This window comes from Vibrio phycocola (assembly GCF_054404255.1).
Window position 1 is genome coordinate 59,515 of record NZ_JBTAMQ010000011.1, and the last position, 16,354, is coordinate 75,868.

14 protein-coding genes are annotated in these 16,354 nt (G+C 41.1%); all 14 read left to right on the forward strand.

Annotated features, from left to right (window positions below):
• Window positions 1-287 precede the first annotated feature (287 nt).
• The 14 genes from ACXJY6_RS14725 (at window position 288) to prfC (ending at window position 16,317) form a co-directional block, all read left to right on the forward strand.
• Window positions 288-1,505 (forward strand): glycosyltransferase family 4 protein, encoded by a 1,218-nt coding sequence (locus ACXJY6_RS14725; RefSeq protein ID WP_458768785.1) that lies wholly within the window; start codon window positions 288-290, stop codon window positions 1,503-1,505.
• A 442-nt stretch (window positions 1,506-1,947) separates the two neighbouring features.
• Window positions 1,948-3,006 (forward strand): dTDP-glucose 4,6-dehydratase, encoded by a 1,059-nt coding sequence (gene rfbB / locus ACXJY6_RS14730; protein ID WP_458768786.1) that lies wholly within the window; start codon window positions 1,948-1,950, stop codon window positions 3,004-3,006.
• Window positions 3,007-3,008: 2 nt separating this feature from the next.
• Window positions 3,009-3,893 carry a glucose-1-phosphate thymidylyltransferase RfbA gene (gene rfbA / locus ACXJY6_RS14735; RefSeq protein WP_456052037.1) on the forward strand — a complete coding sequence of 295 codons (885 nt, stop codon included), beginning with the start codon at window positions 3,009-3,011 and terminating at the stop codon, window positions 3,891-3,893.
• Window positions 3,893-4,780 (forward strand): dTDP-4-dehydrorhamnose reductase, encoded by an 888-nt coding sequence (gene rfbD / locus ACXJY6_RS14740; RefSeq protein ID WP_458768787.1) that lies wholly within the window; start codon window positions 3,893-3,895, stop codon window positions 4,778-4,780. Before rfbA ends, rfbD begins: the two co-directional genes overlap by 1 nt.
• 8 nt (window positions 4,781-4,788) lie before the next feature.
• The gene (gene rfbC, locus ACXJY6_RS14745; protein ID WP_458768788.1) at window positions 4,789-5,346 is read left to right on the forward strand and encodes a dTDP-4-dehydrorhamnose 3,5-epimerase; all 558 of its coding nucleotides are present in this window, start codon (window positions 4,789-4,791) and stop codon (window positions 5,344-5,346) included.
• Window positions 5,347-5,374: 28 nt separating this feature from the next.
• The gene (locus ACXJY6_RS14750) at window positions 5,375-6,802 is read left to right on the forward strand and encodes a mannose-1-phosphate guanylyltransferase/mannose-6-phosphate isomerase (protein ID WP_458768789.1); all 1,428 of its coding nucleotides are present in this window, start codon (window positions 5,375-5,377) and stop codon (window positions 6,800-6,802) included.
• A gap of 122 nt (window positions 6,803-6,924) precedes the next feature.
• Complete coding sequence (locus tag ACXJY6_RS14755; protein WP_458768790.1) at window positions 6,925-7,638, forward strand: hypothetical protein; 714 nt, start codon at window positions 6,925-6,927, stop codon at window positions 7,636-7,638.
• Window positions 7,639-7,649: 11 nt separating this feature from the next.
• Window positions 7,650-8,075 (forward strand): VanZ family protein, encoded by a 426-nt coding sequence (locus ACXJY6_RS14760; RefSeq protein ID WP_458768791.1) that lies wholly within the window; start codon window positions 7,650-7,652, stop codon window positions 8,073-8,075.
• Window positions 8,076-8,295: 220 nt separating this feature from the next.
• Window positions 8,296-8,814, forward strand: coding sequence for a hypothetical protein (locus tag ACXJY6_RS14765; protein ID WP_458768792.1), 519 nt, complete (start codon window positions 8,296-8,298; stop codon window positions 8,812-8,814).
• A gap of 100 nt (window positions 8,815-8,914) precedes the next feature.
• The gene (locus tag ACXJY6_RS14770) at window positions 8,915-10,297 is read left to right on the forward strand and encodes an O-antigen ligase family protein (RefSeq protein ID WP_458768793.1); all 1,383 of its coding nucleotides are present in this window, start codon (window positions 8,915-8,917) and stop codon (window positions 10,295-10,297) included.
• A 249-nt stretch (window positions 10,298-10,546) separates the two neighbouring features.
• Complete coding sequence (locus ACXJY6_RS14775) at window positions 10,547-11,473, forward strand: porin (RefSeq protein ID WP_458768794.1); 927 nt, start codon at window positions 10,547-10,549, stop codon at window positions 11,471-11,473.
• Between the two features lie 243 nt (window positions 11,474-11,716).
• Entirely contained in the window at window positions 11,717-12,160 is a 444-nt protein-coding gene (locus ACXJY6_RS14780; RefSeq protein WP_458768795.1) for a low molecular weight protein-tyrosine-phosphatase, read from the forward strand.
• Window positions 12,161-12,313: 153 nt separating this feature from the next.
• Window positions 12,314-14,488, forward strand: coding sequence for an esterase-like activity of phytase family protein (locus ACXJY6_RS14785; protein WP_458768796.1), 2,175 nt, complete (start codon window positions 12,314-12,316; stop codon window positions 14,486-14,488).
• A 239-nt stretch (window positions 14,489-14,727) separates the two neighbouring features.
• Entirely contained in the window at window positions 14,728-16,317 is a 1,590-nt protein-coding gene (gene prfC, locus ACXJY6_RS14790; protein ID WP_456052026.1) for a peptide chain release factor 3, read from the forward strand.
• The last annotated feature ends 37 nt before the right edge of the window (window positions 16,318-16,354 follow it).

Here is a 16,354-nt window from a genome sequence, read left to right on the forward strand (position 1 = left end):
AAATCGAAAGTCGTCTTGGTTATGCACGTTAATATGCCGAGATTTTTGACTGAACAGTATGAAGTATGTGTCACATTTCGCTTGAAGTAATATGAATTAATGAAGATATATAGGCCAATTTCACATCAGAAGTGAAGGGTTGCTTATAAGAAATAAGAGTCTTAAAAAGTTATGGAACTACGCATTAAAGTAAAGGAACAAGCATTACCACAGATTGCTGCATCAGTTGTGACGGCAAAGCGAAATGAAGTCTTTCATGTACAAAAAACAATATCAGGTGTCTATTTATGAAAGTAGCAATTGTCCACGATTGGTTAACACAGACAGGTGGCGCAGAGCTTGTGCTACAACAGTTAATCGAGCTATATCCTGATTGTGAAGTTTTTTCACTGTTGGATTTTCTTGAACAAAAAGATCGTGATTTTTATTTGGCAGGGAAAACGGTTAAAACCAGTTTTATTCAAAAACTGCCATTTGCAAAGAAGTTATATAGAAACTACTTACCGTTAATGCCGATTGCGATTGAGCAGTTTGACTTTTCTGGTTTTGACGTCGTTATAAGTAGCAGCTATGCAGTGGCAAAGGGCGTGATTACCAGTCCAAATCAGCTTCATATTAGTTATTGCCATTCTCCAATACGTTATGCATGGGATATGCAAACTCAGTATTTAAAAGAATCCAATATGAAATCGGGTCTAAAGTCGATGTTGGTGAGGTATCTTCTGCATAAAATTCGTATTTGGGATCACCGAAGTGCAGCATCAGTAGATCAATTTATTGCCAACAGCAACTTTATTAAAAAGCGTATTAATAAATTTTATAAGCGTGATTCGGAAGTGATCTTCCCACCAGTCGATGTCTCATCTTTCGCCTTGCAAGAGACGAAGGAGGACTTTTACGTAACGGCATCAAGAATGGTTCCTTATAAAAAAATATGTTTGATCGTTCAGGCTTTTTCTAAAATGCCTGATAAGAAACTTGTGGTTATTGGTACTGGGCCGGACTTTGACAAAATAAAATCCTATGCAAGTGATAACGTTGAGTTAATGGGATATCAACCGTATTCTGTTTTAATTGAGAAAATGCAAAAAGCACGTGCTTTTGTGTTTGCTGCAGAAGAAGATTTCGGCATTGTTCCACTAGAAGCTCAGGCGTGTGGAACGCCGGTTATTGCGTACGGTATCGGCGGAAGTTTAGATACTGTCGTTGACGGTGAAACCGGTGTTTATTTTCATAAGCAAGACGAGCAATCGTTAATACAGGCTGTGGAAAAATTTGAAACATTGTCTTTCGATCCTTTGGTCATACGTAAACATGCTGAAGGATTTTCCTCGGAAATATTTAGACAAAATGTCGGTAAATTTGTTGAAGATGAATACAAAAAATATCATGGCATCGTTGAACCAGCTACGATTGATGAGCCAAACTCTGTAACAGGCATTGAAAGAGTCGAGACTGAAAAGTATGAAGTGCCTACAGAAAAAGATTCGTTGAATGTATCGTAAGCCGTATTTAAATGGAACGACATTGAAGTGGTTAGCTTTAATATGATTGCGTTTTAATAGGATTATATGGCCCTCTTTTGAGGGTCATTTTTGGTTAGATTCTTTGTTAAGTTCTTTGTTAAAGAGTGGCGTCGATTTTACATTGATACTGTGATGATGAGTTGTATCGAACATCGACCAGAATGGTGTGTTTCTTTCATTCGAATATTTTTTTGTGTTCAAATAAGAGAACTTACGAGGAAATAGGGTATACGAAGTTGTTTTCCTATTCTTCTGATTTTTTCTTACGCTATAATTAACCCAATAACGACCCATTAATAAGAGTGTCTTATTATCTAAAATTGGATTGATGTGGTTTTACGTGGATAAAGTTGATTGATTAAATTGATAAACTGAACATTTAGAACTACCTTTTCCAGATTGGCTAGGAATGGAAAATACTATGAAAATACTTGTCACTGGTGGTGCCGGGTTTATTGGTTCGGCCGTTGTAAGGCATGTGATTAATGAGACCCAAGACAGCGTTGTAAATCTTGATAAGCTTACTTATGCTGGGAATTTAGAGTCCTTATCTGAAATTGAATCCAGTTCACGTTACCATTTTGAACAGGTGGATATCTGTGATCGAGCTGAGTTGGATCGCGTATTTCAACAACATCAACCAGATGCGGTGATGCACTTAGCTGCTGAAAGTCATGTTGATCGCTCGATTGATGGTCCTGCGGACTTTGTCGAAACCAATATTGTTGGTACTTATTGCTTACTTGAAGCAGCAAGATCATACTGGAACTCTCTCGAGGCGGATAAAAAGGCGGCTTTTCGTTTCCACCATATCTCGACTGACGAAGTCTATGGTGATCTTGAGGGAACCGACGATCTTTTCACCGAGACTACATCTTACGCACCTTCAAGCCCTTATTCGGCTTCGAAAGCATCGAGTGACCATTTGGTTCGAGCATGGCAACGAACGTATGGATTGCCAACAATGATTACCAATTGTTCGAATAACTACGGTCCATTTCATTTTCCAGAAAAACTTATTCCATTAATTATTCTCAATGCTGTGGAAGGTAAGACGTTACCGGTTTATGGCGATGGTATGCAAATCCGTGATTGGCTGTTTGTTGAAGATCATGCTCGAGCGCTTTATAAAGTGGTAACCGAAGGTGTCGTTGGCGAAACCTATAACATTGGTGGTCACAACGAGAAAGCTAATATCGACGTTGTTAAAACGATCTGTTCTCTGTTGGAAGAACTCGTTCCTGCCAAACCAGAAGGTGTTGCACATTACCAAGACCTTATTACCTACGTAACCGATCGCCCAGGGCACGATGTACGTTATGCAATTGACGCATCGAAAATTGGAACTGAATTAGGATGGACACCAGAAGAAACCTTCGAGAGTGGTATTCGTAAAACGGTGGAATGGTATTTATCAAATCAAGAATGGTGGACAAGAGTGTTAGACGGTTCATATTCACGTGAACGATTAGGAGCGTAACAATGAAAGGTATTGTATTGGCCGGTGGTTCCGGAACTCGCTTATATCCGTTAACTCGTGGTGTATCTAAGCAGTTACTGTCTATTTATGATAAGCCTATGATTTTTTACCCAATATCAACATTGATGTTGGCAGGTATTAAAGATATTTTAATTATCACAACCCCTGAAGATAATGAAGGATTTCGTCGCTTACTCGGTGATGGGAGTATGTTCGGTGTAAATATCGAGTATGCGGTGCAACCTAGTCCTGATGGGTTAGCTCAAGCTTTTATTATTGGTGAAGAGTTTATCGGTGACGATTCAGTCTGTTTGGTATTAGGGGATAATATTTTCTATGGTCAATTCTTTAGTCAAACCTTAAAAGATGCCGCTGCTCGCGAAGGTGGTGCTACGGTATTTGGTTATCAAGTAAAAGATCCACAGCGCTTTGGTGTTCTTGAGTTTGACGAGAATATGAAAGCTTTATCGATAGAAGAAAAACCGACGAATCCAAAATCGGAATTTGCGGTAACAGGGCTATATTTTTACGATAATCGTGTCGTGGATTTTGCCAAACAGATTAAGCCATCACCACGAGGTGAGCTAGAAATTACTGATCTCAATGAGCTATATCTGCATGACGGCAGTTTAAATGTTCAGCTATTAGGTCGTGGTTTTGCGTGGTTGGATACTGGGACTCATGAAAGTCTCAATAGAGCAGCATCATTTGTTGAAACCATCCAGGATGTCCAAGGTCTTAAAGTTGCGTGTTTGGAAGAAATTGCATGGCGTAATGGGTGGCTGACTGATGAGCAAGTGCTTGAATTAGCACAGCCAATGATTAAGAATGAATACGGTTTGTACCTTGTTCGTTTGATTGAAGAAAGCAGGAAGGCTAACGCTTAATGAAGGTAATGGTAATTGGATGTGATGGTCAAGTCGGCAGATGTTTAACAGACCAACTTCGCATACGTGATGACATCGAATTACTGGCGACAGGTCGAGAAGCACTCGATATTACCGATAAAGAAGCCGTGTTTTCTAAGGTCTCCTCTTTCGTTCCCGATATCATTATTAATGCAGCTGCTCACACCGGTGTCGATATCGCTGAGTTAGAAAAGCCGCATTGTTATGCCGTCAATTGCGAGGGACCGCGTTATCTGGCGCAAGCTGCTCAACAACATGATGCAACGCTTCTTCATATCTCTAGTGATTACGTATTTGCTGGGGATAAAAATGGGCCGTATAAAGAGTGCGATGTACCTGCACCTCAAGGTGTGTACGGACGGAGTAAGTTTGCTGGAGAACAAGCGGTAAGCGAAGCTTGTGATAAGCACATTATATTGCGCACTGCTTGGGTATTCGGGGAGCGAGGCAGCAACTTTGTTAAGACAATGATTCGACTGGCGAGATCAGAAGAGAGTATTGGTATTGTTGGCGATCAATTTGGCGGGCCAACGTACGCCGGCGATGTTGCGGCGGCTTTGATTAAGATTGCTGATACCATTTATAACCAAGGCCAGTCGTTTTCAGACTTTGGTATTTACCATTTCTCAGGAGCGCCGAATTTGAGTTGGAGTGAATTTGCTCAGGAAATTTTTATTAAAGCTTTTGAGTTTGATCTGATAGATAAAATACCGGAAGTTATCAGCTTAACATCTGATGAGTATCCAACGTTTACCAAGCGACCTGCTAACTCAATGTTTGATAACACAAAAATTACACAAACCTTTTCCATTCCTGCCAGTAACTGGCGAGATGCGCTGAATAATATCGAAGCATATTCCAAATAGGATTCATAATGAAAGTAATACAGACAAGCATTCCAGATGTGAAAATTATAGAACCTGCTGTTTTTGGCGATGAACGTGGTTTTTTTATGGAGACTTGGAGCCAGCAGAAATTTGAAGAGCTTGTCACCGGCAAGTCAACTAAGTTTGTTCAAGACAATCACTCTAAATCCAACCAAGGTATTTTACGTGGTTTGCACTATCAAACTGAAAATACTCAGGGTAAGTTGGTTCGGGTTGTCAGCGGTGAAGTTTATGATGTCGCTGTGGATATTCGTGAAGGATCACCCACATTAGGGAAATGGGTTGGCGTTGTTCTTTCTGCACAAAATAAACGCCAATTATGGGTACCAGAAGGGTTTGCTCATGGTTTTTATGTTATGAGTCCAGAAGCTGAATTTGTTTATAAATGTACCGATTATTATAACCCGAAGGCTGAGCAATCTATTGTTTGGAATGATGTCACCCTTGGAATAGAATGGCCGTTGGTGGACGGTGATGAGCCTCTGCTTTCTTCCAAAGATGAGCAGGGTGCAAGCTTTAGTGACAGCGTTAAATTGGCATATTAGAATTATTTTATAATAAAATTGGTGACTTATGATTTTACCCGTAATAATGGCAGGCGGCTCTGGCAGTCGTTTATGGCCTCTATCTCGAACACATTACCCTAAACAATTTTTATCGCTGACCAGTGATAGCACTATGTTGCAAAACACTATCGAACGTCTTGACGATATTGATCATTTGGCGCCTTTCATTATTTGTAATGATGAGCATCGCTTTATCGTTGCGGAGCAACTTCGTTCATCATCTTTGTCTCACAGTGGGATTGTATTGGAGCCGGTTGGTCGAAATACGGCGCCAGCTGTCGCGATTGCCGCACTAAATGCAGTTAAAAATGGCGATGATCCGTTACTTCTTGTTTTGGCCGCTGACCACGTAATTAAGAACCAAGCAGCTTTTACTGACTCGGTAAACAAAGCAAAGCTTCAAGCGCAACAAGGCAAATTAGTGACATTTGGAATTGTGCCTACTGCTCCTGAAACGGGTTACGGCTATATCAAACAAGGCAATGCCCTTGATGCTTCTAGTTATGAAGTGGCACAATTCGTCGAAAAGCCAGACCTAGATACGGCAAAAGCTTATCTGTCTGAGGGTGGTTATTATTGGAATAGCGGAATGTTCCTTTTCAAAGCTTCTGCATTTTTGGAAGAGTTAGAAAAACACCGCCCTGATATTCTTGCTGCGTGCCAAGAGGCCGATAAAACCGCCTACCCAGATCTTGATTTTATTCGACTAGATAAAGATGTTTTCTCACTTTGTCCAGATGAGTCCATCGATTATGCGGTTATGGAACCCACTGATAAAGCGGTAGTGGTGCCTATGGATGCAAACTGGAGCGATGTTGGTTCGTGGAGTTCTCTTTGGGAAGTGAATGAAAAAGACCAGCATGGTAATGCGATTCGTGGTGACGTGCTAATTGAAAACGTGAGCAATAGTTATCTTTACTCGGATAATAAACTGGTTACCGCTGTTGGAGTCGATGGTTTAATTATCGTCGAAACCAAAGATGCATTGTTAGTGGCGAGCAAAGACAAAGTTCAAGATGTAAAAAACATTGTTAACCTTTTAAAAGACCAAGGCCGTACCGAGTGTCTTATTCACCGCGAAACCTATAGTCCTTGGGGAGCTGCAGACCTGATTGCTGACGGTCAACGTTTCAATGTTAAGAAAGTGACCGTAAAACCTGGTGGAAAAACATCAATCCAGAAGCATTATCATCGTGCTGAACATTGGGTCGTGGCTTCGGGAACCGCAAAAGTCATTAAAGGAGACGAGGAGTTTTTGCTGTCTGAGAATCAATCTACATATATTCCGTTAGGTGTTTCTCATGCTATTGAAAACCCTGGTAAATTACCCCTTGAAATTATTGAAGTACGCTCGGGAAGTTATTTAGAAGAAGATGATGTCGAGCGTATTGAACGTCAAGGTTATGTCGATTCTGAACAGGCATTATTTGATTAATTCTAATTAAATACGTCAAGGAGAGGGAGTCGATATCATGTTGACTCTCTCTTTTGTCTTTATCAAACTACGCGCCTATGTTTTAACCTGTAGCTAATAAAGCGTAATCAAGGTGATGGATTGTGACAATAAATAGTGCAACATTAAAATCGGCTTTGCGACAGTCACCGCTGATTGTCATTTCACTTGCTTTGCTCTACTTATCGATGCATTTCGGGGTTAGCTCGCTTTTTCAAATTGGACTCGAGAACGAAGTTGATCACTACGCAGAATTTATGCTCAATGCCGATATACAAAGTCCTGACTTTGAAGATAAAGCCCAAGAGCAGCGTGATACGGTAAATCGCCTTGCTGATGATATTTTAGATATGAATTCGGCAAACCCTGATGTACTTGCATTACTGGGTTACATTGCTACGACCAATTACTGGGACGGAGAAGATGCTGAAACTGCACTGACTCGAGCCAGAGAGGTTTATCGCACAGCAAGCCATATACGTCCACTTTATTCCGCAACTTATGCCGAAGAGGCGTACGTTTTAACTTATCAAAATCAACCTTTTGAATTGGTTCAGCAACGCCTTGAATTAGCGCAATATTTTGGTCCATATCAGACGTTGACTGCAAATACCGGTATCGATCTTTTATTTGCTAATTGGCAGGAATTGAATAATGAACAGAAACTGTTAGCTATTGGATATTTCTCTGAACATTCGAAATATGGGATTAACCGATATGAAATCAATGGCTTGGTTTCGGAGTCATCGGAAAAAGAAAAACTTTGCAGCGTAGCAACTTTTGTTGGTCTAGACTTAAGGTCATGTCGCAAAAAGTGAGGCCTGAACGAATGCAAGAGAACCACCGATGTAAAGCGAATGGAACTGAGGTTTACCCAGCGGTAAATCGTATATGGTTGTTTGTGGCGGTGGCTGGATTGTGCGGTTTGGTGTCATTGTTTAAATCATTGGGAATATTAGCTGAACAGATTTCACATTTAGAGTGGCGATTAGGAGGGGATAAGCACCTTCACTTTTTAATCGCCAGTGGATTGAGTTTTTTATCGGTTTTAGTGATGCCTTCCTCTAAGCGTCGAGTGATGTTTATTGGATGGCCGACTTTAGTATTGTTATGCGCGGTGACGCTAGATGAATTGAGTCAATATTATTTGCCGAGACGAGCGTTTTCATTATCAGATCTAGCCGTTAATTATGCTGGGATAGTGGTCGGAGCAGCAGTTTGCATCCTGATTCGACGGCTATGGCTAACAAAATAATAAGGTAGTTGATATTTATATCAACTTAGTCATCTGATAAAAAAGATGATCTTATTATAGGGGCGGTTACATTTCTTGTTTGTGAGAATGTCATGAAACCGTTAAAATTAAATTGGATCCGAGTACATAGATCCACTAGAATACGTGATATTAGTCGAATAACTTATTGGCCTGCTAACGCCAGCTAGTGTATTCAATGTTTAATATATGAGGGAACTCTATGAAACTTAAATCGTTATCTCTAGGTGTTGTTGCCGCGTTAGCTATCTCCGCTGCACCAGCTTATGCTATTACTGATGCTCAGCAAGCGATCGTTGATCAAGCTGTAGCAGCACAATCAGGATCAAGTGCTGCAGAACAAGTTGCTTCAATCTTTGGTCAATGTGTCAATCTAGGTATTGGCGCAGGCGCTTCTGATTGTTCTGAAGCGATGTCTGATATTGTTGCTAGTGTTATCACAGCAGACCCTGCAAGTGCTGAAGAAGCGGTTCAAGCAGCTATTGCTATCGCTCCTGAAGCAACGGATGCTATTGTTGCTTCTGCTGTTACAGTAGCGCCTGAATCTGCTGGTGATATTGTCGCTGCAGCTGTTGCTGCTGGTGCAAGTGTTGATGACGTTGTTACAGCAGCGGTCTTGGCAGGAGCAGATCCAACTACCTTAACAGACGCTGCAGCTGCTGGTACAACGACGACTCGTCGTCTTCGTTCTACTTCAGGTAGTGGTATTTCAGGAAACTAATGACGATACTGTCTTAGCCTAATGATATACAAAGCCCAAAATGGTTATAACTGTTTTGGGCTTTTATTTTTTAATTTGTTTATTTATTAATTAGGAATGTATGTCTCGTACTGAACGTTTTTGCTTTTATAATCTTCTGGCTCTGTTGGTTTTTCTACCGCTTCCTTTGGCGAGTCATCGCCCTTGGGCTTGGTCGTTATTTGAAAGTTGGATTGCTGTTATTACCTTGCTCACTCTATATAGCTATCGTGAGCATTTTCCTTGGAAAAGAGTAAAGCGTTATCTATGGCTGTTGATTCCATTGGCTCTGTTTCAAGTGTGGGTGTTATTGCAAATAATTCCGATTCCTTCTGGCTTATTGGCAATTATTTCACCTAATGCGAGCGAGGTATATCAGTTAGTTGGCAGTACTTCTTTTACTATTTCCCTTGACCGATACGCAACCCTATCAGGGTTGTTGAAAGGCGTAGCTTATACTCTGTTCGCATTGAATGCAGTGATTTTGGTGAATTCAATATCACGTATCAAACTTGTTCTCTATACCATTGTTATTTCAGGTACTTTCCAAGCCTTTTATGGTGCGTTAGAAGTATTACTCCATGCTAAGATTAGTTGGATATTTGGTTTAGAGCAGGGCAACCGAGCTAACGGAACGTTTGTATATCATAACCATTTCGCTAACTATTTGATGATGTCGCTCTGTATTGGAACGGGCTTGATTATATCGCAACTTCATCAGACTCCATCAGGTTCTTGGAATGTTCGCTTGAAACGCTGGACCAGTGCGATGATGTCTACAAAAATGATTGTACGTCTTTGTTTGGTTGTTATGGTCATCGCTTTAGTTATGACCCGCTCTCGAATGGGTAACAGTGCTTTTTTCTCGGTGACGGTGATTGGTGGCATCATCGCCATGATTTTCTATAAAAATCGCCCACGCGCCTTAACAGTGATGATCATATCGTTAATTGCGATCGATACATTGGTGGTGGGGACAGTATTTGGTTTATCGAAAGTCAAAGATCGTTTAGAGGCGACATCTGCACAAGCAGAAACCCGCGACCAAGTTGTTGAGTGGAGTATGGATATTATTAAAGATTATCCAGTAACGGGGACTGGGATGGGGAGTTTTTATTCGACTTTTCCTAGCTATTCGCATTACAATATTGGTTACTATGACTTTGCTCATAATGACTATATTCAGTTTATTGTTGAAGCTGGAGTGCCTGCAACTCTAGTTCTAGGTTCTGCGGTCCTTTGGGCTATTTGGCTTAGCTTAAAAGCAATACGTAAGCGAAACAGTAAAACTCTTAAAGGTACAGCGTTAGGTGCTTTGATGGCAATCGTGGGTATGCTTATCCACATTACTGTTGACTTTAATCTTCAGCCTCCAGCAAATGCAGTGATGTTTATCATGATTTTAGTATTGGCTGGCGCAAGTAGTTCGCTTCCTGTTGTTAAAAATAATAAAGTAGAACCTTAGAATATGCTTTGTCTTATTGTTGAGAGGAACTCATAATAAGACGATGTAACACTTGTTGTAATTATTTGTACGTTATCTAATTTAGTCTTAAATTAAAGAGAGCGGTTTAACTTTAATGTTATTTTGCTCAATAGCTTCATATTTGATCATCAAATTAGGTGCTATGCTTTTCCATAGTGTCATTTTTATTAAATTGCTATTTGATCAGCCAAGCATTATCTGGCTAATAGAATATATAGGGACAAAAAAATGAAAAAAACGTTAATTGCAGTGGCTCTGTTATCGACTATCGGTTCTGTTAATGCAGCTGAAATTTATGCATCGGATGGCCTAGCTCTGGAAATTTCTGGTGAGGCTGATGTTAAATATATTAAGGGTCAAGCAGAAGACAGTGACGCTGAATTAAATCTCGAGAGTTCTACTATCAGCGCTGATTTTAGCTATGAAGCTTCTGAAGCTCTTGTTGCTGGTGCTTATTATGAGATTGATGGTACTGGAGACACAGGTTTCGAAGTTAGTGATTTGTATGTTTATTTAGTTGCAAATGATTCTTCTACATTATCAATTGGTGATCAATCTACTGTATTTGATGATGCTGGTATCGGTAGTGATTATGACTTTGGCTTTAGCTCTAACATCGCGAATGGTAGTATCGCGACTGGTGGTGACCAAGTCGTTAAGTATTCTTACGATGGCGGAGAAACAATGTACGCATCAGTTGCGTATATCTTGCAGAAAGGCGGTGTTGATGACGATTATCAAGTAGATGGTAAGATTGGTTTACGTTCAGGTGATGCTGACTTTACGCTATTTGGTGCTCAAGCAGAAACTGGTGACCTATCATCAAATGCATATATCTTAGAAGCAAGTTACACGCGTGGTGATATTGAACTTGCGGCAACTTATGGTATTTCGACAACAGAGCAAGCTGTTGGTGATGATATAGATGGGACCATTTTTGGATTGGCGGCGGTTTATGATCCAGGTGAGTTCTTGGCTTACTCTGCAGGTTGGGCTCTTGTTGACCGTGATGATTTAGATGACGCAATTAACGATGTTTATGTTAATGCAACTTACTACTTCACAGACAACGTTAGCACTTATGCGGAAGTTGGTTTTACTGACCAAGATGATGCCGAAACAGGTTACGTTGTTGGTATGAACGTAAGTTTCTAAGCGAATTTTTTTAGAGTTAATCGCTCAATTAAATTGCTAAAAAGTAGCCGCTATTGATTAGCGGCTATTTTTTTATTACTGATACTCAGTATTTGTCTATTCTATGTGATAGAAACTTTGCCTACATGAATAAAAGTATTTAAAATGATTCTTCTTACTTTTAATGATATTTATTTCATGGACTCTTGTGGCGTTTGATAATGTTAATGAGAGACACACTTCAAACTCTACGGAGACAAGCTGTTGTTTGACCGAATTTTAGTTATTTGTACCGGTAATATTTGTCGTTCTCCTTATGGAGAAGAGAAGTTAAAGCATCTACTGCCTAATAAGGTTGTATCTTCAGCTGGAGTTGCGACGAAGAAGAGTGGGTTAGAGAGATCTCCTGCCGATCCGTTGGCAATTGAGGTGGCACGTGATCTTGGTTATGACCTTAGTGCTCATCGTGCAAGACAAGTTACCTTCGATATGATCGATGATGTTGATTTGATCCTTGCGATGGAGAGAAATCAGATAGAAGTATTATGCGATAAGTTTCCTACTGCTCGCTCAAAAGCTTTCTTATTTGGTCACTGGATTGGATTGAGTACTATTGATGATCCATATCGAAAAGGAGAAGCTTCGTTTCGCCAAGCTTTCTCTAACATTGATAAAGCCGCTGACTCTTGGTTAAGAAAGCTAGGTTAGTTATTACGGTGGGAGGAATACTGATTGCAAGTGTCAGTTCCTCACACTGTTAAGTTGTATGTCACTAAACCGCAATTAAATCCACACGTTATTGTCATAGTGCTCGACTACTATTTCAAACCATAACTTTGGCCACATTGATATGGTACTGATATGGCAACTTCTTTATTTAAACCCACGGTAATAGCGTGTGCATTGGCTGCGTGCTCATCTTCCGTGTTCGCTGAGTCATTTAATCGAATCGCAAGCTTCCCTGTTGCAGAAAACCTTCCAAATAATATTAGCAATAAACATGAGACGTCTGCTGAGATAATTGCGGCAAGTGGCGATGGTAATACGCTTATCTATTCTGATAGCCCTCTAGGCGGCGTTGGTTTTGTCGATATTGAAGATCCTGCAGCACCAAGCGCTTTAGGGTTTTTAGCCCTTGATGGTGAGCCTACTTCCGTCACTGCGTATACTGATTGGTTTGTGGCTGGCGTTAATACGTCAACAAGCTATATCGAGCCATCGGGTTTTCTCGCAATGGGGAATATTTCAAGTCGTACGTTGACAGGTCGTTGTGATTTAAATGGCCAGCCTGACTCGGTCGCTATTTCTAAAGATGGTCGTTATATTGCTGTTGCTATTGAGAATGAACGAGATGAAGATCTTAACGACGGCGAACTACCTCAGTTACCTGCTGGTTTTATGACGATTATCCCGACAAAAGGAAATATGCTTGATTGTGAAAACAGCAAAAGAGTTGAGCTTACTGGGTTTGCATCTGTAGGGGCGTCTGATCCTGAACCGGAGTTTGTTGCGTTTAACGACGATAATCAAATCGTATTAACCCTACAAGAAAACAATCATATTGCCATTATTGATGCTAATTCAGGTGAAGTGATAAACCACTTTTCAGCGGGAACGGTTGATTTAACCGATATTGATATTAAGAAAGATGGTGCTTTGGATTTTACCGGTTCTCTTAAGAATGTCGCTCGTGAACCAGATTCAGTTAAATGGTTAGACAGTGACCGATTTGTGATTGCAAATGAAGGTGACTATAAAGGCGGCGCTCGAGGTTTTACTATTTTCAATAAGCAAGGAGAAGTGCTGTTTGAAAGTGGATCGAGTTTTGAACAACAAGTTGTGCGAGTAGGGCATTATCCTGATAAACGCTCTGGGAAAAAAGGTGCTGAACCTGAAGGATTAGAAGTTGCATCGTTTAAAGGTCAAACGTATATTTTCGTGCTTTCAGAGCGTGGTTCGATTGCTGCGGTGTATCGAGATACAGGTGCAGAACCGGTTTTGGTTCAAATGTTACCATCGGGAATTGCTCCTGAGTCGGCGATTGCTATTCCCGAACGTGGTTTAGTTGCAACAGCAAATGAAGGTGACTTGATCGAAGATGGCGGGTTGCGTTCACATATTATGCTATATCAATTGCAAGATAAGCCTGCAAGTTACCCACAAATTGAATCTCAGCACGATGAGCACGGCCACTATATTGGTTGGGGGGCACTTTCTGGCTTAGCGGCCGATGTAAAAACGCCAGCAAAACTCTATGCTGTAAGCGACAGTTTTTATCATAATCAACCGCGAATTTTTACGATTGATGCATCAACAACTCCAGCGCAGATCACTTCAGCAATGAAGGTTACACGCAATGGAAAGCCCGCTGAAAAACTTGATCTTGAAGGGATTGTTTCCGATCCTAATGGTGGTTTTTGGTTGGCATCTGAAGGAAATGAAAAGAAAGACGTTCCTCATGCTGTTTATCATGTTGATTCTGATGGTGAGATTGATCAACGTGTCGACTTTCCTTCTGAATTGTTGAAGCACCAAGTTCGCTTCGGAGCGGAAGGCATCGCACTTCATAACGATACTTTATGGGTCGCGGTTCAACGTTCTTGGAAAGATGATGCGAAAAATCATGTAAAATTGTTGGCCTATAACATCAACACGCAATCGTGGGGAGCGGTCAGTTATCCTTTAGAATCCCCTAAAACGGGTTGGATAGGTTTATCGGAAATTACGATACATGGTGATTATGCGTATATTTTGGAACGAGATAATCAGATGGCGGACAATGCTGGGGTTAAACGTCTCTACAAAGTCGCACTTAACGAGATGACTCCAGCCGCCATTGGTGATTCATTACCCGTGATAACTAAGACTTTGGCGCATGATTTCCTTCCAGAATTAAGCGCGACTCATGGACCTGTCGTTGACAAATTAGAAGGTTTTACGATTGACGCAGCAGGTAAAGCCTATGCTGTAACCGATAATGATGGCGTTGATGATAGTAGTGGTGAGACCTACTTCTTCGAAGTTAAACATTTCTAGTTATTAATAAAACCCGTACTTGAGTTGAGTGCGGGTTTTTTTCCTGCTTCCCTTTCTCGTTCCATTATCTTTGATTTATATTCATCCTTCCAAGTTTTGATTGTGTCAACGATCAAGATAAGCGAAAATAGCGCCCAATTTTTCTAATTTATTTAGATTGGATACCGAATCCTCGTTCCGTTCGTATGATTACGAGGAATTCGGTATCCGATCTGTCCTTAACAGAGAAGACTCAATTAATGTCAAATGCAGAACTTTTACACGAGGTGTCTACGCGACGTACGTTCGCCATCATTTCTCACCCTGATGCGGGTAAAACGACGATTACCGAGAAGGTTCTGCTTTTTGGTCGCGCGATTCAGCAAGCGGGTACTGTAAAAGGCCGTGGTTCTAAGCAGCACGCAAAATCTGACTGGATGGATATGGAAAAAGAACGTGGTATTTCGATTACTACGTCAGTGATGCAGTTTCCATATAACGAATGCTTGGTGAACTTGCTTGATACTCCTGGACACGAAGATTTCTCGGAAGATACCTACCGTACGTTAACCGCTGTTGACTCCTGCCTTATGGTTATCGACGCCGCAAAAGGGGTAGAGGATCGTACGCGTAAATTAATGGAAGTCACTCGTTTGCGTGATACTCCTATCATTACGTTCATGAATAAGCTCGACCGTGATATTCGCGACCCAATGGAATTACTTGATGAAGTAGAGAATGAGTTAAACATTCTTTGTGCGCCGATCACCTGGCCTATCGGATGCGGGAAAGAGTTTAAAGGGGTTTATCATATTCATCGTGATGAGACGATTCTTTACTCAACAGGTCAAGGTTCGACGATTCAAGAAGAGCGCATTGTTAAAGGGCTTGATAATCCAGATTTAGATAAAGAAATAGGCGATGAGCTGGCCGCACAATTGCGTGATGAACTTGAGCTTGTGATGGGTGCATCGAATGATTTCGATAAAGAACTTTTCCTTGAAGGTGAATTAACCCCCGTCTACTTCGGTACAGCATTAGGTAACTTTGGTGTTGATCATATGTTGGATGGATTAACGGAGTGGGCTCCGGCACCGATGCCTCGTCAAGCCAATGAGCGTGAAGTTGTTGCAACGGAAGATAGCTTTTCTGGTTTTGTGTTTAAGATTCAAGCCAATATGGATCCGAAACACCGAGACCGCATCGCCTTTATGCGAATAGTTTCAGGAACTTATACTCAGGGTATGAAGATGAATCATGTACGTATTGGTAAGCAGGTCAGTATTTCTGATGCCGTCACCTTTATGGCTGGTGATCGTTCGCGTGCTGAGCATGCTTATGCCGGTGATATTATCGGTTTACACAACCACGGTACGATTCAAATTGGTGATACTTTTTCTGTCGGTGAAGCACTTAAGTTCTCGGGAATTCCTAACTTCGCACCAGAACTGTTTCGTCGGATTCGTTTGCGTGATCCACTAAAACAAAAGCAGTTGTTAAAGGGGCTTGTTCAGCTTTCTGAAGAGGGGGCGGTTCAAGTTTTCCGTCCGCTTCAAAATAACGATCTTATTGTCGGTGCTGTCGGTGTGCTTCAGTTTGATGTGGTGGTGGCACGTTTGAAATCAGAGTATAACGTGGAAGCCATTTACGAAGGTGTGAGTGTCGCGACCGCGCGTTGGGTTGATAGCACTGACGTTAAGAAATTTGAAGAATTTAAACGTAAATGTGAGTCAAACCTTGCCCTTGATGGTGGAGACAATTTAACCTATATCGCTCCAACAATGGTGAATTTAAATCTCTCGAAAGAACGTTTTCCTGACGTTGAGTTCCGTGCAACACGAGAGCACTAGTCGTCTATTGAGAGAAATAAAAAAGGGGACACTGGTA